Source organism: Dactylosporangium maewongense (assembly GCF_039531485.1).
In the GTDB taxonomy this organism is placed as follows: Bacteria; Actinomycetota; Actinomycetes; order Mycobacteriales; family Micromonosporaceae; genus Dactylosporangium; species Dactylosporangium maewongense.
Window position 1 is genome coordinate 50,376 of record NZ_BAAAQD010000008.1, and the last position, 25,790, is coordinate 76,165.

Below are 25,790 nucleotides of genomic sequence, written 5' to 3' on the forward strand. Positions count from 1 at the left end.
GTGCCGGGTTGGTATCCTGCCGCTCCATCATGGACAGCGACAGCGCGGCGGTCGTGGCGACCGCGTCGAGGGTCGAGAGCGTCGACGAGCTCGCCGAGCTCTTACGGCACCTGCGCCGGCGGCAGGCCCGGCGGCGGGGCGAGCCACCGCTGACCTACCGCGAGCTCGCGGGCCGCACCGGCTGGTCCCACGGCAGCATCGGCGGCTACCTGACCGGCAAGATCGTCCCGCCGGCGGACCGCTTCGACGAGCTCGTCCAGCTGCTCGACGTGGCGCCGGAGGAGCTCGGCGCGCTCGCCGACGCCCGCGACCGCGTCGAGGAGCACACCCGCGCCGACGCCCGTGACCGCGTCGAGGAGCACACCCGCACCGACGCCCGTGACCGCGTCGAGGAGCACACCCGCGCCGACGAGCCGGGCCCGGCGGCGCAGGCCGCCGACCCGTCCGTGCCGCACCAGCTGCCGGCCGCGCCGGACGCCTTCACCGGCCGGGCCGCGGCGATCACGCGGCTCGACGCGGCCGTCAGCGGGGCTCCTGGTGTCGGCCCAGGGGGCGGCACCGTCGTCGTCATCGGCACCGCGGGGGTCGGCAAGACCGCGCTCGCGGTGCACTGGGCGCACCGGGTCATCGAGCGGTTCCCGGACGGCCAGCTGTACGTGAACCTGCGGGGGTTCGGCGCGGGCGCGGAGGTGACCGCGGACGAGGCGCTCCGGGCGTTCCTCACCGCCCTCGGCGTCGCGCCCGACCAGGTCCCGGCGGAGCTGGACGCGAGGATCGGGCTCTTCCGCAGCCTCCTGACCGGCCGCCGGGTGCTCGTCGTGCTCGACAACGCCGCCCACGCGGAGCAGGTCCGGCCGCTGCTGCCCGGCGGCTCCGGCAGCCTCGCCCTGGTCACCAGCCGCAACCAGCTCGCCGGGCTGGTCGCCACCGACAGCGCCGTGCCCGTCACCCTCGACCTGCTCACCGCCGGGGAGACCCGGCGGCTGTTCGCCACCCGGATCGGCGCCGCCCGCGTCGAGGCCGAGCCCGCCGCCGTCGACGCGATCGCCGCCACCTGCGCCCGGCTGCCCCTCGCGCTGGTGATCGTGGCCGCCCGCGCCGCCGCGCACCCGGACCTGCCGCTCGGCGTCCTCGCCCACGAGCTGCGGACCGAGCGGGTGCTGCACGACGCCGGCGTGCGGCCGGTGTTCGACTGGTCCTACCAGCGGCTGAGCGCCCCCGCCGCCACGCTCTTCCGGCGGCTCTCCCTAGCCCCCGGCCCCGACGTGGGCCGGGACGCCGCGGCCGCGCTGCTCGGCGAGGTCCACGGGGAGCCGGCCGGCGCGTGGCGGGCCCTCGCCGAGCTCACCCACGCGAGCCTGCTCACCGAGCACGCGCCCGGCCGGTTCGTCGCGCACGACCTGCTCCGCGCGTACGCCGCCGAGCTGTCCGGCACCCTCGACGACCCGGCCGACCGGGACGCCGCCACGGTGCGGCTCCTGGAGCACTCCCTGCACACCGCGCACACCGCGGCGCTGCTGCTCGACCCGCACCGCACGCCGCTGCCTGGCCTGCCCGCCGCCGCCACACCCGGCACGGAGGCGCAGGCGCTCGCCTGGTTCGCCGTCGAGCACCACACGCTCCTCGCCGCCGTCCGGGAGGCCGCCGCCACCGGCCACGACGGCCACGCGTGGCGGCTCGCGTGGACGCTCGTGGACCACCTCGACCGGCGCGGCCACTGGCCGGACCTGCTCGCCGCGCAGCGGGTCGCCCTGGCGTCCGCGCGGCGGGCCGGCGACGCCGCGGGCGAGGCGGTCAGCGCCCACCAGCTCGGGCGGGCCTGCATCCGGATGGGCGACTACGACGCCGCCACCACCCACCTGGAGCTGGCCCTCGACCGGTACGGGCACGTCGGCGACGACGCCGGCCGGGCCCGCGCCCACGGCAATCTCGGCTTCATCGCCGACCGGCAGGCCCGCCCCCGCGACGCGATCGGGCACCTGCTGCGCTCCCTCGACCTCCTGCGCGCCACCGGCGACCAGGCGGGGCAGGGCTCGGCGCTGGCGAACCTCGGCTGGTTGTACGCCGCGTCAGGCGAGCACCGGGAGGCCCTCGACCACTGCCATCAGGCCCTCGAGCTGCAGCAGCGGATCGGGGACCGGACCGGCGAGGCCTACAGCTGGGACAGCGTCGGCTTCATCCACCACCAGCTCGGCGAGCACGAGCCGGCCGTCGAGTGCTACCGGCAGGCCCTGCAGCTGTGGCGGGAGATCGGCGACCGCTACGGCGAGTCGGAGACCCAGACCCACCTGGGCGACCTGCACCGGGCTGCGGGCGCCGACGCGGAGGCCCGCGCCTGCTGGCTCGCCGCCCTCACCATCCTCGAGGACCTCGGCCACCCCGACGCCGACCAGGTCCGCGCCCGGGTGGCCTAGCGCCCGGCTCAGCGGTGGGTCAGGTCGGCGCAGCTGGACTCGCCCGGCAGCAGCGGGCGGAACGTCACCTGCCAGTTCGAGCCGGCCGACGACCACGAGGTCCGGGAGTTGGCCTTCCCGGCGGCGGCCAGGATCTGGGCGCTCTGCCCGTCGGTGGCGCTCACGCAGTGCACCCCCGGCCGGTCCGCGACCGGCTCGCCGGGCAGCGCCGGGCCCGGCCACGCCACCGGCGCCTGCGGCTGCAGGCCCTCGTCGCCGCCCGCCTCGGTCCACTGGACGGCGACGGCCGCGACGCCCGCCGCCGGATACGCCGCCGACTCCGACACCGCACCCTTGCCCAGCGTCGACGGCAGGTCGGTGAGCGCCTCCACGAGGCGCTTGAGCCGGTCCCGGGCGGCGCGCTGCGAGCCGGACAGCTCGTCCTCGCCGATGCCGAGCGCCGGGACGTCACTGACCTGCTCGCCGGCGGCGGTGCGGACCATGATGTGCGTGGTGGGCGCGTCGGCGACGTTGGGCATGCCGAAGTCGGCCTGCTTGCCCACGCCCGCGTCGACCGCCCGGTCGACCAGCTTCGCCACGTCGGCGGTGCTGATCCGCTGCAGCTGCACATTCGGCAGGGCGGGGCCCGGATAGATCTCGATCACGGGCCCGTTGGTGACGACCCGGCCGTCGCCATACACGCTCAGCGTCGGCACCTCCGTGACGGTCATCGCGACCGGGACCAGCCCGCCGGAGACGTCGACGCGCAGGACGAGGTCGTCGGCGCCGTACGATCCCGCCGAGGTGCCGCCGCCGGCCGGTTCGGCGCCGCAGCCGGCGGCGGCCATGAACAGGGGGAGCGCCAGGGTGGCGGCGAGCACGCGCAGCTGTGTCATACCGGCTCTGACGCACCGGGCCACCCTCCGGTTCCGCCCTCGGGTGAGGTTGCCCCCGGCGGCGGTGGGCAGAGCGCCACCATGCCACCAGCGAAAACCACCACGCCAGCCACGGCGAAAACCAGCACGCAGGCAGCTTCGAAGAAGAAAGGCAGCCAGCCCTGGCTGCACCAGCAGAGCACCGAGATCCAGCGGTTCGGCACCGTACGGCAGTTCCCGGTCGCGCTGTCCGCGGAGACCCGGATGTACTCCTGCGAGCGGCTCAACCAGGTCCTCGCCGACACCCAGATCCTGTTCGCGCTCTACAAGAAGCACCACTGGCTGATGCGCGGCCCGACCTTCTACCAGCTGCACCTGCTGCTCGACAAGCACGCCGGTGAGCAGCTGGAGCTCGTCGACGCGGTCGCCGAGCGGGTGCAGACCCTGGGCGGCATCGCGGTCGGCGACCCGCGGCACGTCGCGGAGCTCACCCGGGTGCCGCGGCCGCCGGACGGGGCCGAGGAGGTGCCGGCGATGCTGTCGCGCCTACTCGAGGCGCACGAGATGATCCTGACCGAGGCGCACGACGCGGCGGCGAAGACGGGCGCGATGGGCGACGACGGCACCAACGACATGCTGGTCTCCGAGGTGATCCGCACCGGCGAGCTGCAGGCGTGGTTCCTGGCCGAGCACCTCGTCGACACCCCGCTCGTCCGGACGGAGGAAGCCACCAGGACCAGGCGTTGATGGAAGGAGATACCGTGTCGGCGTGACGAGGCAATCCGACTCGCAGTTGGGCGTCGACCTGGGGACCACCCACACGGTTGCGGCGCTGACCTCTGCCGACGGTCGCAGCCAGCCCCTGCTCTTCGACGCGAGCTTCCTGCTGCCGTCGTCGGTGTTCGCGGAGGTCGACGGGCACCTGCTCACCGGCAAGGACGCCGAGCGCAGCGCCCGCCTGGACCCGAGCCGCTTCGAGCCCAACCCGAAGCGCCGCATCGACGACGGCACGGTGCTGCTCGGCCCCCGCGACTATCCGGTGTCGGACCTGCTCGCGGCCGTCCTGCGGCGCACCGCCGACGAGGCGTCGCGGGTGCTCGGCATCATGCCTGTGCGCACCGTGCTCACCTATCCGGCCAACTGGGCGACCCACCGCCGGTCCGTCCTGGCCGACGCCGCCGCGCGCGCCGGCATGCCCGCCCCGATCCTCGTGCCCGAGCCGATCGCGGCCGCCGCCTACTTCACCACCGTCATGGGGCGGCAGATCGCTCCCGGCGGCGTCCTGGTGGTGTACGACTTCGGCGGCGGCACGTTCGACACCTCCGTCCTGCGCCGGCGGCCCGACGGCGGCTGGGACGTCCTCGCCAGCGACGGCCTGCCCGACGTCGGCGGCGTCGACCTCGACGCGGCCCTGCTCGCCGACGTCGGGCAGAGCCTCGCGATGGGCAACGCCGAGCAGTGGCGGCAGCTCACCGACCCCACCGACGACATCTCCCGGCGGCGCAGCTTCCTGCTCCGCGAGGATGTGCGCACCGCCAAGGAGCAGCTGTCGCGCACCTCGTCGGCGGGCGTGCACGTGCCGCTGTTCGAGGTCGACCTGCACGTCACGCGGGCCGAGTTCGAGCAGGTGTCGCGGCCCTACCTGCAGCGCACCGTCGACCTGACCGCCAACACGCTCCAGCGCGCCGGCGTGCGCACCGACCAGATCGCCGGGCTGTTCCTGGTCGGCGGGTCGAGCCGCATCCCGATGGTCAGCACGCTGCTGCACCAGCGGCTCGGCGTCGCCCCCACGATCATCGAGCAGCCGGAGCTGGTGGTGGCCCTGGGCAGCGCGATCGCCGCGATGCCGAGCCGCCCCGGGCCGGTCGCGGGGCCAGTCTCGGGCCCACAGACCGGGCCGCGCCTGCCGGGCATGGGTGCGCCGATGGGTGCCGTGCCCGTCTCCGGGCCCGCGGGCGGCGGACCCGCCGCGCCGGTGTCCACGCCCGTGACGGGCCCGATGTCGCCGGCCGCGTCGCCCTCGTCGCCGCCCACCTGGATCGGTGGCCTCCCGCCGGCGTCCGGCGCCCCGGTCTCGGCCCCGCCGAACGCCTTCCCGCAGAGCGGCCCGCCGTCCAGCGGCCCGCCCGCGAGCGCCCCGCCCCTGAACGCCCCCGGCGGCCACCCGGGCTTCGCGCCTCCCGGTGGCCAGCAGGGCTTCGTCGCGCCCGGCGGCCCGCAGGGCTTCGTCGCGCCCGGTGGTGGCGCCATGGCCGGAGCCGCGTTCGGCAGCCAGGCCCCGGCGACCGCCCAGTTCGGTCACGGTGGCAGCCCGGCGACGCCCGGCGGCCCGCCCGGGGCGACGCCCTTCGGCCCGCCCCCGCCGCGCCCGGCGAGCGGCGCCCGGCCAGGGCTCGTCATCGGCATCGCGGTCGCGCTCGTGCTGCTGCTCGGCATCGGCGGCGTCGTCACGTACCGGGCCGTGAGCAACGACAAGCCCGTCGACAACCCCACCGTCAGCACCGGCAACGGCAACCGCGGCACCGGCGGCGGCGCCACCGAGGCCGGCCCGGCCAGCACCAAGGACGCCAAGCCGGGCGCGAAGCAGCAGACCGTCGACATCAACAAGGCCGTCTGGTACGGCCAGGTCAAGCTCACCTTCGGCAAGATGACCTACGAGGCCGACGCCGACGACGACCCGCTGGTCGCCGAGGTCCAGATGGAGAACCTCGGCGACGACACCGTGCAGTCCTACGGCGTGCGGATGGCGTTCCAGATCGACGGCCAGGAGTACTCGGGCAGGTTCAAGGAGACGTCGCAGGTCTCCGGCGGCCAGAAGAGCAACTTCCACGTGTCCTTCGCCGTGTACGACCCGCTGAAGGCCAGCATCGGCACCGGCACGCTGCTCATCGGCGACGGCAAGGAGGCCCAGGCCAAGATCCCGCTCGGCGGCGGCGAGGTCGTCGCCTACGAGCCGGTCAACGTGCTGCAGAACAAGTCGGTCACGATCCACGACCTGCAGGTCACGTTCACCACCTGCGACGTGCGCGGCGGCTTCCTGGACTACAACGGCCAGGCGCTGAAGGACAACCGGGTCTTCACCTGCAAGCTCGACATCCGCTACAACGGCAAGAGCAGCCTGTACGTGGGCGCGGAGCACTTCCGGCTCGGCCTGCCCGACGGCACCGAGGTCGCCCCGAAGAGCGCGCCGAACGAGGCGATGTCGTCCGGCTCGGAGAACCTGGCGCCCGCCCGTAACCTCGGCTTCCAGTTCAAGTACGTGCCCGGCACGTACAAGCTGCGCGTGGTCGACATCGCGGGTGACGCCCGGAAGCCGACCGACGTGGCCGAGCTGGACGTGACCGTCAAGTAGGCGGGTCCGCCCGCGGAGGTCAGGACCCGTCGCGCAGGTCGGCGAGGCGGGTCCGGGCGAACCTGACGGCGGAGAAGTCGGCCGTCGTGCCGGGCCCGCGGGGCGACTGGACCAGCAGCCCCGCCTCGACCGGCGCGCCGGGCGCGAGGGGCATCGCGAACACGCGGGCCAGCTGCCAGGTGATGCCGTCGCCGGAGGCGTGCAGCGCGAAGACCGAACCCATCCGGCTGATCCGCAGGTGGACGCCGAACCCTTCATACGGCCAGCCGTTGGCGTCGTCGGAGGCACCGGCGCGGGTCACGACGGTGACGACGCGCGGGATGCCCTCGGGGTCGAGCTCGGCGCAGATCTTGCACCAGTTCTCGTCGTCGATCCAGGCGAGCAGCACCGCGGAGTCGAACGTGTCCCGCAGGACCGGCTCGACGTGCGCGCTGAGCTGGAAGTCGCCGTCGACGCGGGCGGTGAACCGCTCGGCGTCGGGCCGGCTCGACCCGCCGGCCGGGTCCAGGAACAGGTCGGCACCGGGCCCGCCCGAGACCCGCAGCCCACCGGCCACGGGCACCGGCGCCGACGCGGTGCGGGGCCCGGAGGCACGGAAGCGCAGCGGCACACCGTCGAACGCGAGGTCGTCCACCCCCGCCACGCTACGCGAGACCCGCGACCTCGCGGACCTTAGTTCGGGCTCCGATCAAAGGGTTGGATCGAGTCTATTTCCTGAGCGGTTCTGTTGATTTCTGTGTGACATCGTTAACATGCGAAATCAGCATCCACCGATACCTGCCGCCAGCGGTGTCGGACTCCGTCCGCCAAGGAGAACGCTCATGTCCGCATCACGTCACCGGCGGAGGCTGCTCACCACAGTCCTCGCCGCGGTGCTCGGCCTCGGGACGGCGGTGTCCGCCGCGCCGCCCGCGGGGGCCGCGCCGGCCCAGCCGTCGCCCCTCACCACCCCGTGGACGAGCCAGGCGCTCGCCGGCCAGCCGCTGCCGGAGTACCCGCGGCCGCAGATGACCCGTCCGGACTGGCTCAACCTCAACGGTGAGTGGCAGCTGCGCCAGTCGACCACCAACGACAACCCCGTCTTCGGCCAGGCGCTGCCGGAGCGGGTCAACGTCCCGTTCCCCGTGGAGTCGGCGCTCTCCGGGATCAAGCGGCCCGCGAACGACAACCGGCTGTACCTGTTCTACCGCCGCACGTTCACGGTGCCGGCCGGGTGGGCCGGGCGGCGCGTCCAGCTGCACTTCGGCGCGGTCGACTGGCAGACCACGGTGTGGGTCAACGGCGTGCAGGTCGGCGGGCACACCGGCGGCTACGACCGCTTCGAGTTCGACATCACGCCGCAGCTCAACGGGGGCACCAACGAGCTGATCGTGCGGGTCTACGACCCGTCGGACACGCCCGGGCTCAACATCGCCCGCGGCAAGCAGGTGCGCAACCCGGGCGGCATCATGTACACGCCGTCGTCGGGCATCTGGCAGACGGTGTGGATGGAGCCGACGCCGACAGCATCGATCTTCAGCGCCGACCTGTACCCCAACATCTCCAACAACACGTTGCGGATCCGGGTCTTCACCAGGGGCGACGTCAGCGGGCACTCGGTGTTCGCCGAGGCGATGGACGGCACGACCGTGGTCGGCACCGCGACCGGCGGCTTCACCGACTTCACCGTCCCGGTGCCCAACGCGCGGCGGTGGTCGCCGGACGACCCCTTCCTGTACAACCTCCGGATCTCGCTGCGCAACGGCGCCGGCGCGACCGTGGACCAGACCATGCACTACTTCGGCATGCGTGAGGTCGGCAAGGCCGTGGTCAACGGCAAGCTCGTGCCCACGCTGAACGGGCAGTTCGTGCTCCAGACCGGCGTGCTCGACCAGGGCTTCTGGCCCGACGGGCTCTACACGGCCCCGACCGACGCGGCGCTCGCCGGCGACCTGCAGAAGATCAAGGACCTCGGCTTCAACATGGTCCGCAAGCACATCAAGGTGGAGCCGCAGCGCTGGTTCTACCACGCGGACCGGCTCGGGCTGCTGGTGTGGCAGGACATGCCGAGCATGGGCGAGGCGCCCGGCACCGCGGCGCAGCACGCGCAGTGGGAGACCGAGGTCGGGCAGATCGTCGACGAGCACCGGTCGTCGCCGGCGGTGATCGTGTACGTGCCGTTCAACGAGGGCTGGGGCGAGTGGAACCTCGCCGACACGACCCGCGTGGTGAACAACGTCAAGAACCAGGACCCGACCCGGCTCGTCAACGCGCACAGCGGCTACAACTGCTGCAACTCGAAGGGCGACCCCGGCAACGGCGACATCCAGGACTGGCACTGGTACGTCGGGCCCAACTCCCCGACGCCGACCAGCACCCGCACGGCGGTCCTCGGCGAGTACGGCGGCCTCGGCGTGCGCTCCCCGGGGCACGAGTACAGCCCGAACGGCGGCTTCTTCGCCTACGAGACGCACCCGAACGGGACGTCGGCCACCGACCGGTACATCGCCGTCCAGGCCCAGGCGCTCAACCTGGTCTACACGCGCGGGCTGGCCGGGATGGTCTACACCCAGCCGTTCGACGTCGAGGGCGAGTTCAACGGCTTCTGGACCTACGACCGGCAGGTGCTCAAGTACGACGGGACCCGCATCCGCGCCGCGAACCAGCAGATGATCGCGGCCTCGAAGCGGCTCAACACCGCCGGCCCGCCGCCCGGGGCGCCGGTCACCGGCCCCGGCGGCAAGTGCGTCGACATCGCGGCCGACGACACCGGCGGCAACGGCTCCGGGGCGCAGCTGTGGGACTGCCAGCTCAGCGCCGTCGACCAGCACTGGTCCTGGAGCGGAAACGCGCTGCAGACGCTGGGCCGCTGCCTGGACGCGACCGGCAACGGCACCGCCAACGGCACCCTGATCCAGCTGTGGGACTGCAACGGCGGCGGCGCGCAGCAGTGGGTGCCCCAGACCAACGGCTCCCTGCGCAACCCGCAGTCCGGCCGCTGCCTGGACTCCCCCAGCGGCTCCACGGCCAACGGCGCGCGGCTGCAACTGTGGGACTGCAACGGCAGCGGCGCACAGGTGTTCCGCATGGGCGGCGGCTCCCCCGGCGCCACGTTCGTCAACGGCCCGGGCGGCCAGTGCGTCGACGTGGCCGCCGACGACACGGGTGGCAACGGCGCCGCCGTGCAGCTGTGGGGCTGCCAGCCCTACGCCGTGGACCAGCACTGGGCGTGGGACGGCACCGCGCTGCGCACGCTCAACCGGTGCATGGACGCGACCGGTAACGGCACCGCCAACGGCACCCTGATCCAGCTGTGGGACTGCAACGGCGGCGGGGCCCAGCAGTGGGTGCCGCAGCCCAACGGCTCGCTGCGCAACCCGCAGTCCGGCCGCTGCCTGGACTCGCCGAACGGCTCCACCGGCAACGGCGCCCGGCTCCAGCTCTGGGACTGCAACGGCAGCGCCGCGCAGGTGTTCCTGAAGCAGTAACGACCGTGGATATGGCGGGGGGTGGCGGTTCGCCGCCCCCCGCCATCGCGATTTTGTCAAGAGTTGACAAAACTCGATATCGGCGCGAATCTCCGTAGTGAACGTCCCGCCCCCTTGAGAAGCGCCGCCCCGCCAGGTGTGCGCACGCCATCCCAGCGTCGACGGCTGGTGCTGGCACGCGCGCTGACAACGATGTCGGAAGCGGCGAGACAACCCTCACCGAAACGGCAGGTTGCCGCATGACACTCCCCCGCACCCGCACCACCCGCAGACGTGCCTGGTTCGCGGCGGCCGCCCTCGCCGCGAGCCTGATCAGCGCCACCGCGTTCACCGAGCCCGCGGCCGCCGCCGCCGGCGACTGGTCGACCAGCTTCGAGGCCGGCGAACCGCAGCCGACCTGGACCAACAGCGTCGAGAACAGCAACGGCGTCGGCGGCTACTGCTGCGCGCTGACCGGCATGGAGAGCATCCCGGGCACCGGAACGGCCCACACCGGGACGACCGCGCTGCTGTACTCCGGCAACGACCTGAGCGCGACGACGTCCTTCTCGTACAACCGGGTCTTCGACGTCGACATCCCGGTCGGTGCCGCCAGCACGCTGTCCTACTGGGTGTACCCCCAGTCCGGCGGGCACCTCGACGTCGCGGTCGACCTGGTGTTCACCGACGGCACCAACCTGCGCGACTCCGGCGCGGTGGACCAGCACGGTGTGCGGGTCCACCCGACGTTCCAGGGCAACGGCTCGGTCCTGTCCTTCGACACCTGGAACTACGTCACGTCGAACATCGGCGCGGTCCGGGCCGGCAAGACGATCGACCGGATCATGGTCGCCTACGACCAGCCGCTCAACACGGGGCTGTTCCGCGGCTGGTTCGACGACATCCAGATCAGCGCCGACGGCGGCACCGCGGCCCGGCTGTCGGACTACGTCGACACCCGGCGCGGCTCCAACTCCAGCTTCAGCTACTCGCGCGGCAACACGTTCCCCGGCACGACGGTCCCGAACGGCTTCAACTTCTGGACCCCGGTGACCAACGGCAACAACGACAGCTGGCTGTACGAGTACAAGGCCACGACCGTGCAGGGCTTCGCGATCAGCCACGAGCCGAGCCCGTGGATCGGTGACTACGCGCAGCTGCAGGTCATGCCGATGACCGGCGCGGTGAAGTCGACGCCGGACTCGCGCAAGTCGACATTCACCCACGCCAACGAGGTCGCGAAGGCGCACTACTACAAGACGCGGCTCGACACGTACGGGATCACCGCGGAGATCGCGCCGACCGACCATGCCGGCGTCATGCGCTTCACGTTCCCGTCGGCGGCGGAGTCGGTGATCCTGTTCGACACCGTCGACAGCGCCAGCGGCTCGCTCACCGTCAACAACGCCAACCGGACGATCCAGGGCTCGATCAACCACCGCGGCCAGACGCTGTACATCTCGGCGACCACGGACAAGGCGATCGCCGCCTCGGGCACCATCACCGGCCAGGGCGCGACCAGCTGGGTCCGCTTCGCCACCGCCGCCAACGAGCAGGTGACCCTGAAGATCGGCACCTCGTTCATGAGCGTCGCGCAGGCCACCGCCAACCTCAACCAGGAGGTCGGCAGCAAGAGCTTCGACACGGTCCGCGAAGAGGCCGCGACGGTCTGGGACAACACGCTCGGCAAGGTCCGGATCGAGGGCGCGACCAGCGACAACCAGGTCACGTTCTACTCGAACATGTACCGCTCGTTCATGTACCCGAACAACCGCTCCGAGATGGTCGGCGGGGTCCGCAAGTACCACAGCCCCTACGACAACACGATCCACGACGGCCAGATGTACGTGAACAACGGCTTCTGGGACACGTCCCGCGCGGTCTGGCCGTTGTACACGCTGCTCACGCCGACCCGGACGGGCGAGATGCTCGACGGCATCGTCAACGCGTACAAGAACTTCGGCTGGACGCCGCGCTGGACCGGGCCCGGCTCGATCGACATCATGGTCGGCACCAACCAGGACCTGGCGTTCGCCGACGCCTACATGAAGGGCGTCCGCAACTTCGACTACCAGGCGGCGTACGCGTCGATGGTGAAGAACGCGAGCACCTACTCCGGCGCCGGCAACAAGGGCCGCAAGGCGATCCAGACGTCGGTGTTCAAGGGGTACGTGGCGACCGACGTCCTCGGTGAGTCGGCGGCGTGGACCCTGGAGGACGCGACCAACAACTTCGGCATCGCGCAGATGGGGCAGGCGCTCGGCTACACCGAGGACGCCGCCTACTTCCGCAACCAGGCCCTCGACTACACCAACCTGTTCTCGCAGTCCGTCGGGTTCTTCCGCGGCAAGCAGAGCAACGGCGCGTGGCGCACCACCGACGCGAACTTCAAGCCCAACGAGTGGGGCTGTGAGTTCACCGAGGGCGCGCCGTGGCACTACGCGACCGCGGCACCGCAGGACCCGAACGGCATGGCCAACCTCTACGGTGGCAAGGCCCAGCTGTCGGCGAAGATCGACGCCGTGCTCGCCGCGTCCCGGGACTTCCTGCCCGGCTGCTATGGCGGGACGATCCACGAGATGTCCGAGGCGTACGACACGAACATGGGCCAGTACGCGCACTCCAACGAGCCCATCCACCACATGCTCTACATGTACAACTACGCCGGCACCCCGGCGAAGACGCAGAACCAGGTCCGGCGGGTGCTCACCACCCTCTACAACTCCGGTGCGGGCACCGGCAACGGGTACCTCGGCGACGAGGACAACGGTGAGATGTCGGCGTGGTACGTGTTCTCCGCGATGGGCTTCTACCCGGCGCGGATGGGCTCGACCGACTACACGATCGGCGCGCCGCTGCACCCGAAGACGACGATGACGCTGGAGAACGGCCGGACGTTCACGGTCAACGCGCCCGGCGTCAGTGACACCAACCGCTACATCCAGAGCGCCACCCTCAACGGCGTCAACTACACGAAGAACTACCTGACGCACGCGGACCTCACCGCCGGCGGCACGCTGAACTTCGTGATGGGCCCGAACCCGTCGTCGTGGGGCACCGGCGCCTCGGACATCCCCGGCTCGCTCACCACCGGCACGGCCGCCCCCGTCCAGCTCAAGGACAAGGCGACCGGAAGCACCGTCACCGCCACCGCGGAGAACGGCACCGCCGAGGGCCGCGCGATGCTGGTCGACGACACGTCGATGACCAAGTGGCTGGCCTTCGCGACCACCGCCACGATCACCTGCCAGCTCACCGCGTCGGCGACGGTCAAGCAGTACACGCTGACCTCCGCCGACGACGTGCCCGGCCGCGACCCGAAGAACTGGGTCCTGCAGGGCTCGAACGACGGCGTCACCTGGACGACGGTCGACACCCGCACCAACATCGACTTCGTCGACCGCAGGCAGACCAGAGCGTTCGTGATCTCCAACGGCACGTCGTTCTCGCGCTACCGGCTGCAGATCACGGCCAACCACGGGGCCGCGGAGACCCAGCTGGCGGAGCTCGAACTGCTCGGCTGAGCAACACCGGAAACACGGGCGGCCACCGGTGCTCCGGTGGCCGCCCTTTCGCGTGTACGCCTTTGCTACGCGCTCAGAACCGTGGCGCGAGCCTCGAGCGCTTCGAGCACCTCGGCGTCGTGCCGCACCGCGAACCGCTCGTCATGGTCCCCGCCGGCGATCAGGACGTCGACGCCGACCGGGTTGGCGACGAACGTCAGCCGCAGCGGGCCGCCCGCGTCCGGGCCCTCGCACTCGAACCACTGCAGGAACGGGTCGGTCTGCCTGACCCCGGGCACCGTCCCCTGCCGCACCTCGCAGCGCGGAAACGTCCACCCCCGCCGCCGCAGCGTGTCGAGCACCAGCCACTGCCCGCCCGTCGGGTGCACCGTCACGGGCGTCACGCCGACGTCGACAGGTTTCCCCGCGACGGTGACCGTGGTCCGCAGCCGCACCGACACGGCCGGCAGGTGCTCGCCCGCGAAGTGCGTGAACGGCGTCTCCCACGGCAGCGGCTGCTCGAACGGGATCGCCCGGCTCCGGCCCGCGGCCAGCGTGAACCCCGCCGACACGTCGCACCGCAGGACGTCGACCTCGACGCCGCTGACCACCGTCATCAGCGTCACGGTCACCCCGCCCACGGCGAGGTCCTCCCGGGCACCGCCGAGATGCACCTGCCCGGCGGCCATCGTCCCCGGCCGCACCCCGCGCTCGTCGAGCGTCGCCGATCCGAACATTCCGACGCTCCTCGCCGTCACAGCAGGAGTCGACACTAACACGTGCCGCTGTACGGTTTCCCGTTTTCGCAGCACACGCGACATGGCCGCCGCCCCGCGGGAACGGGACGGCGGCCATACGTGACACGCCTCCTGGGTCAGGCCCAGATCAGGCGCAGCGCTCGAACGAGTAGTCGTAGCCGGAGTCGAAGTCACCGAAGTAGGCCAGGAGCCTGATCTTCTCGCCGTCGTTGGCGACCCTGAGCCGCTCGACCCTGGAGTTGGTGAAGGGAGGCACCGGCGCGAACGTGAGCGTCACGTAGGACTTGTCCTTCACCTTCCAGCCCCAGCTGCCGTTGAGCGTCGGCGTGATCGGCTGGTCGTACTGGCCGATCAGCCGCTGCCCGAGCTTCGCCGACATCCCGGTGATGGCGGCCTTGCCGTCGTCGCCGAGCTGGAGACGGTCGCCGTCGGCGCCGCACCACTCCCCGAGCACCTGCGACCGCTCGGTCGGTTGGAAGGCCGACGGCCCCATGCCGCACGCGGCCGGCACCACGAGCACCAATGGTGCCACCCATGGCCGGATGTTCATCGACTCCCTTTCACGGATCGGCTACTTCTCTGTCTTCGGCGCCACCGGAAAGGTGATCACCTCGGTCCAGTAGAAGTCCTGGGTCTTCGCCGACCACGGTCCCGTCGCCGGGCCGGTGCCGCCGCCGCTCTTCTTCTCCTCAATCGGGTTGCGCGTCATCGACTTCACGTCGGTCTGGTTGTAGGCATGGAAGGTGACCACCGCCTTGCCGGAGTCCGGATCGACGGCCATGAACCACAGCCACCAGCCGCCTCAACCCGCACGGGGGTGACGGGGGTGGTGGCTGCGTTCACGCGAAACGCCCCTCTGCTGGCGCAGGGGGCGTAAGCAATCAGTCGGGAACCGACATTCGGCAAAGTTCGCAGAACAAGCAATCCCCCCGACGGACCCCAAGGCTGGCAAACCCGTCGCTCACGCGACGTTCGGCGAAGTTCGCAGAACAAGCAATCCCCCGACCGACCCCAAGGCTGGCAAACCCGTCGCTCACGCGCCGGTTTTGAGGGGGCGAGGGTGGAGCGAAGCTCCCCCTGTGGGGAGCGAGCTCCGCTCGCGCGGGGAATGCGGAGACCGCCAATGCGAAACGCCCCCGGCGTGAGCAGGGGGCGTCGCGGTTGTAGCGGGGACAGGATTTGAACCTGCGACCTCTGGGTTATGAGCCCAGCGAGCTACCGAGCTGCTCCACCCCGCGTCGGCTTGTCCAGGTTAGCGCACGGCTGTCGCGTCTTCCAAATCGCTTACGGGTGACCGTGTCCGGCGTCACGAGGGGCCGCCGCACCGAAATGCGACGGCCCCTCGATGCTCGACGTCGCTCAGCCTGACGGCGCCGGCGAGACCGACCCCGACGGGCTCGCGCCGGCCGAGACGCTCGGTGACGCCCCCACCGACGGGCTCGCCGACGGGGTCGCGGCCTTCACCGCGGCCTCGTAGCGGCCGATCGCGTCCTGCAGCGCCTTGAGCGCCCGGCCGTACCCCTCGAAGTCGCCGGCGACCTGGGCCGCCTTGAGGTCGGCGATCGCCTTGTTCATGTCGTTGATCGCCGTCTGTACCTGCGGAGACCCACTCTGGTTGCCCGTCGTCGGCACGGTCGGCTCGCCGTTGTCGCCGCTGCCGGGGACTGGCGCCTGACCGGTCGCCTGTTTCACCAGCTCGGCTAGGCCGTCGGCCAGGTTGTTGGCGTAGGCCTTGTAGTTCGGGCCGTACGCGACCAGGACCCGCTGGAGCGTCGGGTACGTCTTGTCGCTCTTCGTCCGCGTGTAGATCGGCTCGACGTACAGCATGCCCTCGGCGACCGGCAGGGTGAGCAGGTTGCCGTACATGACCTCGGAGTTCTGGGAGCTGAACTGGGTCAGCTCCCGTCTGGCGTCGCCGATACCGGTCATCGTGCTGTGCATCTGCGCCGGACCCTGGATGTTCGTGTCCGGCGGAAGCTCCAGGATCTCGAACACCGGCTTGCCGTCGACGTACGACGCCGACATCAGCGCGGCCAGGTTGCCGCGGCTGCGCGGGGCGAGCGCCGTCGTGAGCTGGAACCGGGATTTGTCCTGGTTCGGCAGCTTGGCCACGATGTAGTACGGCGGCTGGTCCGCGGTCGGGTTCGCCGGGTTCTTCGGCACCTCCCAGAAGTCCTGGCCGGAGAAGAACCCGTTCGGCGTGGTGACGTGGAAGCGGCTGAGCAGGTCACGCTGGACCTTGAACTGGTCCTCCGGGTAGCGCAGGTGGTCCTGCAGCGACTGCGAGATCGCCGAACGCGGCTTGACCAGCTTGTTGCCGAAGGCCTTGTTCCACGCCTTCAGGATCGGGTCGCTCTCGTCGAACGCATACAGGGTGACCTCACCGCTGTACGCGTCGACGGTCGCCTTGACCGAGTTGCGCAGGTACGAGACGTCCTGGCGCGGCTCGGGGAACATCCGGCTGCCGGTCGACGAGTCCTGGATCGCGGTGTTCCAGTCGATGCGCTGCGAGTACGGGTACGTCGCCGAGGTGGTGTACCCGTCGACGATCCACTGGATCCTGCCGTCGACGACCGCCGGGTACGGGTCGCTGTCCAGCGTCAGGAACGGCGCGATCTTGCGGACCCGGTCCTCCGGGTCACGCACGTAGAGCACCTTCGAGTTCGCGTTGAACACGCCCGAGAGCAGGAAGTTCGTCTCGCGGAACTCCGCCGCGTAGAGCAGCCGCCGCCAGTACGAGCCGACCGAGACGCCACCGGCGCCGTCGTAGGTGGAGTACTGGTCGCCGGCGTTGGCGGTCGGCCGGTCGAACTCGGCGCCGGCGGTGGTGCCGGGCGCCCGGCCGGTGATCGCGTAGACCTCGCCCATCTGCTCGCCGTAGTAGATCCGCGGCTCCTTCACCGGGATCAGGTCCTGCTGCGACGCGCACTGCTGGCCCTGGTCGCCGACCGGCTTGGTCTGCTCGCCGAGGAAGCCCGACACGTAGAACGGCAGACCGTTGCAGACGACCTGGTTGGCCGGCGCGGCGACGAACCCGTAGCCGTGCGTGTACACCGAGTGCCGGTTCTGCCAGTTGTTCTGCTGCAGCTGGTTGTAGTTGATCTCACGGACGCCGACCACGTAGTCCTGGGTCTTGCCGTTGATCGTGTACCGGTCGATGTCCAGCTTCGGGTTGAACTCGTAGAAGCCGCGGACCTGCTGCTGCTGCGTGTACGTCTCGCCGACGACCGTCGGGTCGAGCAGGCGGATGTTGCCGACCGTCTCGTCGTACGACGGCAGGTTCGTCGGCGGCTCCTGGTTCCGCGACGCGTACGGTTTGACGTCGACCGTGTTCAGCCCGTACGCCAGCCTCGTGGCGTCGATGCTGCGCTGGAAGTACTGCGCCTCCTTCTGCAGCTGGCTCGGCTTCACCGTGAACGACTGCACCGCGGCCGGGTAGATCCCGCCGACCGCGACCGCCGACAGCGCCAGCAGGCCCAGCGCCAGGCCGGGCCACACGAGGTTGCGCATGAACGCGTTGGAGAACACCAGGATCGCGATCGCCACGACGATCGAGATCCAGGCGAGGATCTCCTTCGCCGGCAGCAGCGCGTTGATGTTGGTGTAGCCGGCGCCGTACAGATCCTGGGTCGGGAACTTGTCCAGCAGCAGGCCGCGCCGGTCCAGGTAGTACGCGGCGGCCTTGAGCAGCACGAACGCGGCGACCAGCGCGGTCAGGTGGGCGCGTGCCGCGGTCGTCATGCGCTCGCCGGCGCCCTGCAGCCGCACCCCGCCGAACAGGTAGTGCAGCGCGAGCGCGCCCAGCAGCGAGAAGACCACCGCGGTGAAGGCGACGCCCAGCACGTACCGCCAGAACGGGTATTCGAAGACGTAGAAGCTCAGGTCCACGCCGAACTGCTTGTCGGTCTGCCCGAACGGCGTGCTGTTGCTGAACAGCAGCCAGTCCTGCCAGTGCCCCTGCGCCGACAGGCCCGAGAACAGGCCGATCAGCCCGGCGACCGCGACGACCCAGATCGTCATGTGCGGCAGCAGGAAGAGGCGGTAGCGGTCCAGCGCGTGCTGCTCGGCGGAGTGCGGCCGCAGCAGCGGGCGGGTCCGGTACGCCAGGTAGAGGTTGCCGGCGATGACCAGCCCGACCGACACGCCGAAGATCACGAACATCCACAGGCGGGTCGTCAGTACGGTCGAGAAGACGCCCGCGTATTTGACCTCGGAGAACCACAGATAGTCGGTCCAGGCACCGACGATCCGGTCGAAGAGGGTGAAGAGCAGGAAGACGATCGCCAGCACGACGATCGTGACCCGACCGCGTCGGCTCACCCTGGTCATCGGATTACGCATTACCACGGTCGGCTCCGCCCGTTCGCGTATGGAAACTCGTTCAGCGTAGTCATGGACCACACAACGCTGGTGTACGACCGGCCCGCAACTGCTCAAGTGCGGCGAGCGCCTCGTCGGCGGTGCCGACCTTGATCAATGGCAGGCCCGGCTGGGCATTGGCGACGGCCTCCTCGCAGTTGGCCGCCGGGGTGAGGAAGACCTTGGCCTTCGCCGCCTTCGCCGCGACCAGCTTCTGCGGGATGCCGCCGATCGGCCCGACGTTGCCCTCGTCGTCGATGGTGCCCGTGCCGGCGATGATGATCCCGCCGGTCAGGTCCTCTTCCTTGATCGTGTCGATGATGCCGAGCGTGAACATCAGCCCGGCCGACGGCCCGCCGATGCGGTCCAGCTGGATCGACAGCTCGAACGGGTGCGGCTGGGACGTCTTGGCCACGACCCCGAGTCGCGGGTTGCCGTCGTCGCCGGCCTTCGTCGCGATGCTCGCGGTCGCCTTGCTGCCGCCGCGGGTGTACTCCACCTGCCGCGTCGTGCCGGCCGGCTTCGCCCGGATGAGCTCCGTGAGCTTCGCCAGGGACGTCACCGGGGTGCCGTCGATGGCGGTGATCACGTCGCCCTTCTGCAGCTGGCCCACCGCCGGATAGCCCTCCGACACCTCGTCGACGGCGACCAGGACCGGATAGCCGAGCTCGCGCAGCGCGACCGTCTCCGCCGAGGACTGCGACGCCTGGAAGTCCTTCTTGTTGTCCTCGTTGACCTGCTGCTCCGTGCGGTTCGGCGGGTAGATCAGCTCACGCGGCACGACCGCGCGGTCCTTCTGCCACCAGCCGATCATGGCCTCGAGCAACGTCATCTGCGGCTGCACCGACACCGTCGTCATCCGCAGCTGCCCGGCCGACTTCGTGACCGTCGCCCCACTGACATTGATGATCGGCTTGCCGTCGTCGCCGGCGCCGAGCGTGTTGTACGTCGGTCCGGGGCCCATCTCGACGTAAGGAACCTTCAACACGGTCGTCTGCCAGGACAGCAACAGCAGCAGCAACGCGCCGACCAACACGGTCACGCCACGACGTCTCATGGCGGCGAGCCTAGCGCTCTCCGATTTCTGACATCGGAAGCGAGTACCTTTGGAACATGCCCGCAGACATCCCGTTCGGCTTCGGTCCGCCCGGCGGCGAGGTGCCGGATCCCAACGATCCGCGCCAGATGCAGCAATTCCTCAGCCAGCTGCAGCAACTGTTCGCCACGCCCGGCGGCGGCCCGGTCAACTGGGATCTGGCACGCCAGCTGGCGCAGGCCCACCTCACCGGCGGCGGGCCCGCCGGCGGCCTCGCCCAGTTCCCCGTCGGCTTCGCCATGCCCGGCACCGCGGTTACGCCACCAGCGAACACGGCCGATCCTGACGCCGCGAAACCGGTCGGTGACCCTTCCGTGACGCCGGCGGAGCGCGCCGCGGTCATCGAGGCGCTGCGCCTGGCCGACCTGTGGATCGACCCCGAGTCCGCCCTGCCGTCCGGCGTGCGCGCCACCGCCGCGTGGAGCCGGGGCGAGTGGCTCAACACGACCCTGCCCGTCTGGCGCAAGCTCTGCGACCCCGTCGCCGCCAGGATGGTGTCGGCGATGACCGAGCTGGTCCCCGAGGAGATGCGCGCCCAGATGGGCCCCATGACCTCGATGGTCGCGTCGCTCGGCAGCGCCCTGCTGGGCGGCCAGCTGGGCACCGCCCTGGGCTCCCTCGCCGCCGAGGTCCTCTCCGCCGGCGACATCGGCCTGCCCCTCGGACCCGCCGGCACGGCCGCGCTCGTCCCGGCCAACATCGCCGAATACGGGCGTGGCCTGGAGATCCCCGACGACCAGGTGCGCCTGTACGTCGCCCTCCGCGAGGCCGCCCACCAGCGACTCTTCGGCCACGTCCCGTGGCTGCGCGGCCACGTGTTCGCAGCCGTCGAGGCGTATGCGGCAGGCATCCACGTCGACCGCGAGGCGATCGAGGAGGCGATGAGCCGCATCGACCCCTCGACCCTCGGCAGCGACCCGCAGGAGCTCGTCCTGGAGGGCATCTTCACCCCCGAGGACACGCCGCAGCAGCGCGCCGCGCTCGCCCGGCTGGAGACCGCGCTCGCCCTCATCGAAGGCTGGGTCTGCCACGTCGTGGACCGGGCCGCCGGCGACCGCCTCCCCGACGTGGTCCGCCTCTCCGAGGCCTTCCGCCGCCGCCGCGCCGCCGGCGGCCCGGCCGAGCAGACGTTCGCCGCCCTGGTCGGCCTGGAGCTGCGCCCCCGCCGCCTCCGCGAGGCCACGGCCCTGTGGGCAGCCCTGGCCGAGCACCGCGGCGTCGCGGGCCGCGACGCGCTCTGGGACCACCCCGACCTGCTGCCCGACGAGGAGGCGTTCGCGGACCCGGACCTGTTCGCCCGGACCCAGCTGGACCTGAGCGACCTCGGCTTCGCCGACGACCTCAGCAGCCTCGGCCTCACCGACGAGAAGCCGTCGAAGGACACCTCGGACCCCGCGGCCAGCAACACCCCACCGGACAACGACCCCGGCCCCAGCGAGCCTGGCGACGAGCCCAAGCCCTGATCACAGGCGAGGCGACCGCGGGAGATCCACCAAGACGGGCAACAGCCCCTGGATCTCCCGCTCCCGACCCCGCCCACGGCTCGAACACACCCCAGGCCCGCGCAACTACCGGCCCCTCACAACCTGACTGGCGGCCTCTCGCGACAGCTGGCCTTCGCAGCCCGACGGGCCTTCCTGGCTGGCGACCCCTCGCAACCATGGGACATCCGCAGGTCGGCGCCCCTTCCCAGGCCAGCAGGCTTTCATGACTGGCGGCCCTTCGTGGCCAAGGCGTGCCTTCGTGGCGTGGCCGGCGGCCCGTGTGCCGATCCACACCCCGCGCCCTTGCCCGAGCGCCCCTTGTAGCCATCGGCCCTTCGCCGCTGCCAGGCCCGCGTGCCGATCTCCCACCCTCCGGCATGACCCGAGCGTCCTTCACGGTCCCTCACCACCGCCCGACCCTCACGCCCGACGGGCCGCACGCCGCTCCACACGACCCCACGGTCCCTCACCGCCGGCGGCCGACCCTCGCCGCCCGACGGGTGGTGCGCCGCTCCGCGCGCGACCTGCAGCAGCCCGGCCCGAGCGCTCTCTCGCGACCGGCGCCCCCTCGCAGCCGCCGGGGCCGCAGCGCAGTCACCCGACCCTCGCAGCCGTCGGGGGACGCAGCGCAGTCAGTCTGAGCGGGGCCGCTGCCTTGTAGCCACCGGGCACCCGCCAGGCCGGTGTCATGACCGCGATGCCACCGCGGCGGCCCTGACGACCAGCGGATCCCCCTGCTGCCGGCAGCGCGGCGAGAGCGGCAAGCACGGCCAGCTGACCTCGTGTTGCCAGCTACTGCCGGCCAGCTGCAAGGGCGTTGAGGTGACCTCTTGCTGTCGGCGGGCGGGGCGCCGAGGTGACCACCCCTTGCTGCTGCCCGGCGGGCGGAGCGCCGAGGCGACCACCTCTTGCTGCCGGCGGCGGGCGGCGAGGGCGACGAGCTGGCAAAGAGGGGCGACGAGCTGGCCAAGCAGCGGTCCTCGCTGCCGCCGATCCGTCGCGCGGCCGCGGATCATCGCCGCCGACGATCCTCGCTGCGCCGAACAGCTTCCGCACCATGCCGCCCGGTCCCTCGTGGCGGGCAGACCCGCAACCGACGTCGGCCCCTGCGGCCGGCCGTGGGAAGGGCGACCAGCACGACCCGAGCGACCGGAGCACAACTCGAACGCCGGCGACCGCAGCGACGCGACCGCGGCGACGGGCGACCCAACGCGGACGGGCGACCCCAACGCGCAGGCGACCCTATCGGGCGGGCGACCGCAGTGACGAGCCGGAGGACAGCGACTTCCCCAAGGGAGCGGCCAAGCGTTGAATGTGCCCGCGGCGCTCGTCGAAGAGAGTTACGCGACCAGGTTCGAACGGCGCTGACCGGTCAATCACACCGTACCTCAGGTCACCTAATTGATCTGGGCGGTCTCACTCTCCGCAGTCCAGACCTCACGCATCAGCCGTCAGGCGTCGGCGTGGGGTCAGGAGAGCAGGGAACGGGTGGCGTCCCAGCCGTCCAGGGCTAGGTCCAGGTGGCGGAGGTCGTCGGGGGTGCGGAGGCGGTGCCAGCCGGGGGCGGCGGCGACCATCGTCGGTTCGGGGGCGGGGCGGCGGGCGGTCGCGACGTCCGCGGTCTCGGGGTCCAGGTCAGGCAGCCAGGAGGGGACCGGCAGGCGGCACGCCAGGCCCAGCAGGCCGCCGCCCGCGGCGGGGGCGACCGCGACCGTCCGGGTCGACAGGGGGCGGATCATCTTGCCGATCAGCATGGCCGGCAGGTCGGGGGCGTCGGCCATGAGCACGACGGCACGTTCGTGGCCGTCGGCTGCGGCAGCGGAGAGGGCGGCGCGGATCGAGAGGGTCGGCAGCTCGTACTGCGGCATGCTCGGCCACGCGATCTTCGAGGCCAGGGGCAGGTCGGCGGGCAGCGCGGCGATCGCCGGCTGGACGAGCGGCAGCGGGGCGATCAGGTCGACGACGTCCTCGGCCAGGGCGGCGCGCCACGAGGACGGGTCCACGCCGGGTGGCGACCACGGGGTGGGCACGAGGAGGACGATGACGGCAGCCGAGACTCCCGGGACCGCCGGAGAGGAGAGCGGGCCGGTCATTCAGTGATCCCGAGACCCGCTGCCGCTGACACCCCCTCAAGATACCCCCGCGCCCGTTCGGACTTCGGGTAGCGGCCGACCAGCGCCCAGAAGGCGGCACTGTGGTTGGCGATGACCAGGTGTGACAGCTCGTGCAGCAGCACGTAGTCGATCACCCAGTCGGGCATCTCCTGAACTCGGTGCGAGATCCGGATGGTACCGTCTGCCGGCGTGCACGAGCCCCAGCGCCCGTTCTGGTTCTGCACCCAGCGCACGCTGGTCGGGCGGGCGGCGTTGGGGTGGTCGGGCAGGTAGCGGGTGGCGAGCCGCTGCGCGCGCGCCGTCAGCTCAGTGTCGGTGCGCCGGGCCCGCTGCTCGCGGACGGCCAGGCGCTCCAGCATTCGATCGACCCACTCGCGCTCCTCCGCCCGGGAGAACTGCGCGGGGATCAGCACGACGACCCGCTCACCATCACGGTAGGCAGACACCGTACGTCGGCGGCGCTTGCTGCGCCGCACCTCGATGACCGGCTTACGTGTCATGCCGGCCCCCTCAGGGTACCGCTCACGGAGGAACGCTAGCCGGAAACGGCCATCCCTCCGCAAGGGCCAATCTTGTGGAGGGCGCCCGTATGTCACCCATTCGTGGCGGCTCGCCGGAAAGATTCCACCGGTCGTCGGCCTGGTGAGGCCACTTGGCGGCAATTCATCCACAGCAACCCACACCGTTGCCCACACAGTTATCCCCAGCCTGTGCATAGTGTGTAGCGTGCGGTTAGAGGAAGATCTTCCGATTACGCTCGGCGTGTCCCGTCTTACCGCACTTTCCCCGAGTGTCCGACAAGGCACACTCACCACGTCGACCTAGCTGGTCAACACCGGTGCGTGCACCGGACCGAGATGAGGAGGGCATCGTGGCCGAGACGTACAACGGCTACTGCGTCAAGTGCAAGGAGAAGCGGGACTTCGAGGGCGAGATCGCGATCTCCAAGACGGGCATGAAGATGGCCAAGGGCGCCTGCCCCGTCTGCGGCACCACGGTCAACCGGATCCTCGGTAAGGCCTGAGACGCAAACAAGCACGGCCGCCGTCGGCGGGCCGTACACATCGGCTCCTCGCCGCCCCCGCCCGGCGCGTGAGCCCCGAGATCGTCGCGCTAGAGCAGCAAGGTTGGCCCGCGCGCTTTACAGCGTTTGCGCCTTTCCCTGTGGACAACTCGGCGGCTGGCTGTGGACAAGTCCGGCCGGCGGTGGATATCCCTGTGGACAACCACCCCGGCCGGAGCCTGCGCCGGTGGCAGTCTCCCGGTCATGCGACCGACACTCCTGCCGAACCTCCGCCGCCTGTGGCGTGACAAGCAGACCGTCCAACTCGGCACCGACCCCGCCGGCGCCGTCGTGCTGCACCTGTGCCGGCCCGAGCTGGCCCGGGTGCTGGACCTGCTCGACGGCGCGCACACCGAGGCCGCGGTCGTCGCGGCCGGGGAGGCGCTCGGCCTGACCTCGGCGGAGGTGCTCAGCCTGGTACAGACGCTGCGCGACGAGGGCCTGGTCGTCGCCGCGCACGCACTCGTCCCGGCCGGCTTGCCGGCGCCGGTGCACCGCCGGCTGAGCGTCGAGGCCGCCGCGATCGCCCTCCGCCTGCGCCGGCAGGCCCCGCCACCCCACGCGACACCCAGCGACGCGACCGGGACACCGAGGCACAAAGAGGGCACGCGGCGAAGACCCGAACGGACCGCGCCCGCCGAGGTGCTCCGCCGCCGGCACGCCTCCCGCGTCGTCATCGCAGGGGACGGCCCGCTGCTGGCGCCGCTCGCGGCGCTGCTCGCGGCCAGCGGGGTCGGGCACGTCGACCCGGTCGTCGACGGCGTCACCGGGATCGGCGACGTCCTGGTCGGCGGCCTGCTCGCCGACGAGGTGGGAGTTTCACGGGCGGTCGCGACCGGCGGCGCCGTCGCCAGGTACGCGCCAGGGGTGGACCTGTCCGCGGCCCGGACGGACCACGTCGACCTCGTGGTGCGGGTCGGCGACCGCCATCCTCCCGCGCTCGCCGGCCGGGGGCTGCGGCTGGCGAGCCTCCCGCGGCTGGAGCTGACCGTCCGGCTCGGCACGGTGCTCGTCGGTCCGCTGGTACGACCTGCCGCCTCCCCCTGCCATGCCTGCCTGGACCTGCACCGGCGGGATCGCGACCCGATCTGGCCGGTCCTCGCCGCCCAGCTCGCCACGGCGCCGCCCGGCGACGGGGAGCCGTGCACGTCGGCGACGGCGCTCGCGGGGGTGGCGTTCGCCGCCGACGAGGTGCTCGCGTTCCTCGACGGGGAGGCGTCGCGGACCGAGGCGGCGATCGTCGAGATCCCCCGCGCCGGTGAGCTGAGACGCCGGGAATGGGTGGCCCATCCGCGCTGTGACTGCCGTCGCCGTCGTCGTGCAGCGCAGAACGGGTAAGAATGACGT

17 protein-coding genes and 1 tRNA gene are annotated in these 25,790 nt (G+C 71.5%); 8 read left to right on the forward strand and 10 right to left on the reverse strand.

The features are described from left to right. Positions 1–29 precede the first annotated feature (29 nt). Positions 30–2,414 carry a tetratricopeptide repeat protein gene (locus tag ABD332_RS21050; protein ID WP_344503707.1) on the forward strand — a complete coding sequence of 795 codons (2,385 nt, stop codon included), beginning with the start codon at positions 30–32 and terminating at the stop codon, positions 2,412–2,414. An 8-nt stretch (positions 2,415–2,422) separates the two neighbouring features. Here ABD332_RS21050 and ABD332_RS21055 read toward each other — a convergent pair whose 3' ends face one another. Then, positions 2,423–3,289: a hypothetical protein gene (locus tag ABD332_RS21055; protein WP_344503708.1), complete on the reverse strand. Its 867-nt coding sequence runs from the start codon at positions 3,287–3,289 to the stop codon at positions 2,423–2,425. 81 nt (positions 3,290–3,370) lie between these two features. On the opposite strand from ABD332_RS21055, the gene ABD332_RS21060 reads away from it, so the two are divergent. Next, positions 3,371–4,015: a Dps family protein gene (locus ABD332_RS21060; protein ID WP_344503709.1), complete on the forward strand. Its 645-nt coding sequence runs from the start codon at positions 3,371–3,373 to the stop codon at positions 4,013–4,015. 22 nt (positions 4,016–4,037) lie between these two features. Next, a complete protein-coding gene (locus tag ABD332_RS21065) occupies positions 4,038–6,620 on the forward strand; it encodes an Hsp70 family protein (RefSeq protein ID WP_344503710.1) in 2,583 nt (860 codons plus the stop codon). 19 nt (positions 6,621–6,639) lie between these two features. On the opposite strand, the gene ABD332_RS21070 is transcribed toward ABD332_RS21065, so the two are convergent. Further along, positions 6,640–7,254, reverse strand: a complete 615-nt coding sequence (locus ABD332_RS21070; protein ID WP_344503711.1) for a DUF1349 domain-containing protein — start codon at positions 7,252–7,254, stop codon at positions 6,640–6,642. 187 nt (positions 7,255–7,441) lie between these two features. Here ABD332_RS21070 and ABD332_RS21075 point away from each other — a divergent pair, with 187 nt between their 5' ends. Beyond that, the gene (locus tag ABD332_RS21075; RefSeq protein WP_344503712.1) at positions 7,442–10,087 is read left to right on the forward strand and encodes a ricin-type beta-trefoil lectin domain protein; all 2,646 of its coding nucleotides are present in this window, start codon (positions 7,442–7,444) and stop codon (positions 10,085–10,087) included. 239 nt (positions 10,088–10,326) lie between these two features. After that, entirely contained in the window at positions 10,327–13,590 is a 3,264-nt protein-coding gene (locus tag ABD332_RS21080) for a GH92 family glycosyl hydrolase (protein ID WP_344503713.1), read from the forward strand. A gap of 65 nt (positions 13,591–13,655) precedes the next feature. Here the strand turns inward: ABD332_RS21080 and ABD332_RS21085 are convergent, their stop codons facing one another. The 6 genes from ABD332_RS21085 to ABD332_RS21110 all read right to left on the reverse strand — a co-directional run bounded on the left by ABD332_RS21085 (position 13,656) and on the right by ABD332_RS21110 (position 19,743). Next, positions 13,656–14,306, reverse strand: a complete 651-nt coding sequence (locus tag ABD332_RS21085) for a sporulation protein (protein WP_344503714.1) — start codon at positions 14,304–14,306, stop codon at positions 13,656–13,658. A 148-nt stretch (positions 14,307–14,454) separates the two neighbouring features. Beyond that, a complete protein-coding gene (locus tag ABD332_RS21090; protein WP_344503715.1) occupies positions 14,455–14,877 on the reverse strand; it encodes a hypothetical protein in 423 nt (140 codons plus the stop codon). Positions 14,878–14,898: 21 nt separating this feature from the next. Further along, complete coding sequence (locus ABD332_RS21095; RefSeq protein ID WP_344503716.1) at positions 14,899–15,108, reverse strand: hypothetical protein; 210 nt, start codon at positions 15,106–15,108, stop codon at positions 14,899–14,901. Between the two features lie 383 nt (positions 15,109–15,491). Continuing rightward, positions 15,492–15,565, reverse strand: a tRNA-Met gene (locus tag ABD332_RS21100). Between the two features lie 121 nt (positions 15,566–15,686). Continuing rightward, a complete protein-coding gene (locus ABD332_RS21105; RefSeq protein WP_344503717.1) occupies positions 15,687–18,656 on the reverse strand; it encodes a UPF0182 family membrane protein in 2,970 nt (989 codons plus the stop codon). Between the two features lie 61 nt (positions 18,657–18,717). Continuing rightward, a complete protein-coding gene (locus ABD332_RS21110; protein WP_344503718.1) occupies positions 18,718–19,743 on the reverse strand; it encodes a YlbL family protein in 1,026 nt (341 codons plus the stop codon). 128 nt (positions 19,744–19,871) lie between these two features. Here ABD332_RS21110 and ABD332_RS21115 point away from each other — a divergent pair, with 128 nt between their 5' ends. Beyond that, positions 19,872–21,245: a zinc-dependent metalloprotease gene (locus ABD332_RS21115; RefSeq protein ID WP_425552272.1), complete on the forward strand. Its 1,374-nt coding sequence runs from the start codon at positions 19,872–19,874 to the stop codon at positions 21,243–21,245. A gap of 1,490 nt (positions 21,246–22,735) precedes the next feature. On the opposite strand, the gene ABD332_RS21120 is transcribed toward ABD332_RS21115, so the two are convergent. Together ABD332_RS21120 and ABD332_RS21125 are read right to left on the reverse strand one after the other, a co-directional pair. Continuing rightward, positions 22,736–23,359 carry a hypothetical protein gene (locus tag ABD332_RS21120; RefSeq protein ID WP_344503720.1) on the reverse strand — a complete coding sequence of 208 codons (624 nt, stop codon included), beginning with the start codon at positions 23,357–23,359 and terminating at the stop codon, positions 22,736–22,738. Beyond that, positions 23,356–23,880 (reverse strand): M48 metallopeptidase family protein, encoded by a 525-nt coding sequence (locus ABD332_RS21125; RefSeq protein WP_344503721.1) that lies wholly within the window; start codon positions 23,878–23,880, stop codon positions 23,356–23,358. Before ABD332_RS21125 ends, ABD332_RS21120 begins: the two co-directional genes overlap by 4 nt. 368 nt (positions 23,881–24,248) lie before the next feature. Between ABD332_RS21125 and ABD332_RS21130 the strand changes: the two genes are divergently transcribed. Then, positions 24,249–24,404, forward strand: a complete 156-nt coding sequence (locus tag ABD332_RS21130; RefSeq protein WP_425516560.1) for a DUF5679 domain-containing protein — start codon at positions 24,249–24,251, stop codon at positions 24,402–24,404. Between the two features lie 243 nt (positions 24,405–24,647). Then, positions 24,648–25,781: a TOMM precursor leader peptide-binding protein gene (locus tag ABD332_RS21135; RefSeq protein ID WP_344503722.1), complete on the forward strand. Its 1,134-nt coding sequence runs from the start codon at positions 24,648–24,650 to the stop codon at positions 25,779–25,781. The last annotated feature ends 9 nt before the right edge of the window (positions 25,782–25,790 follow it).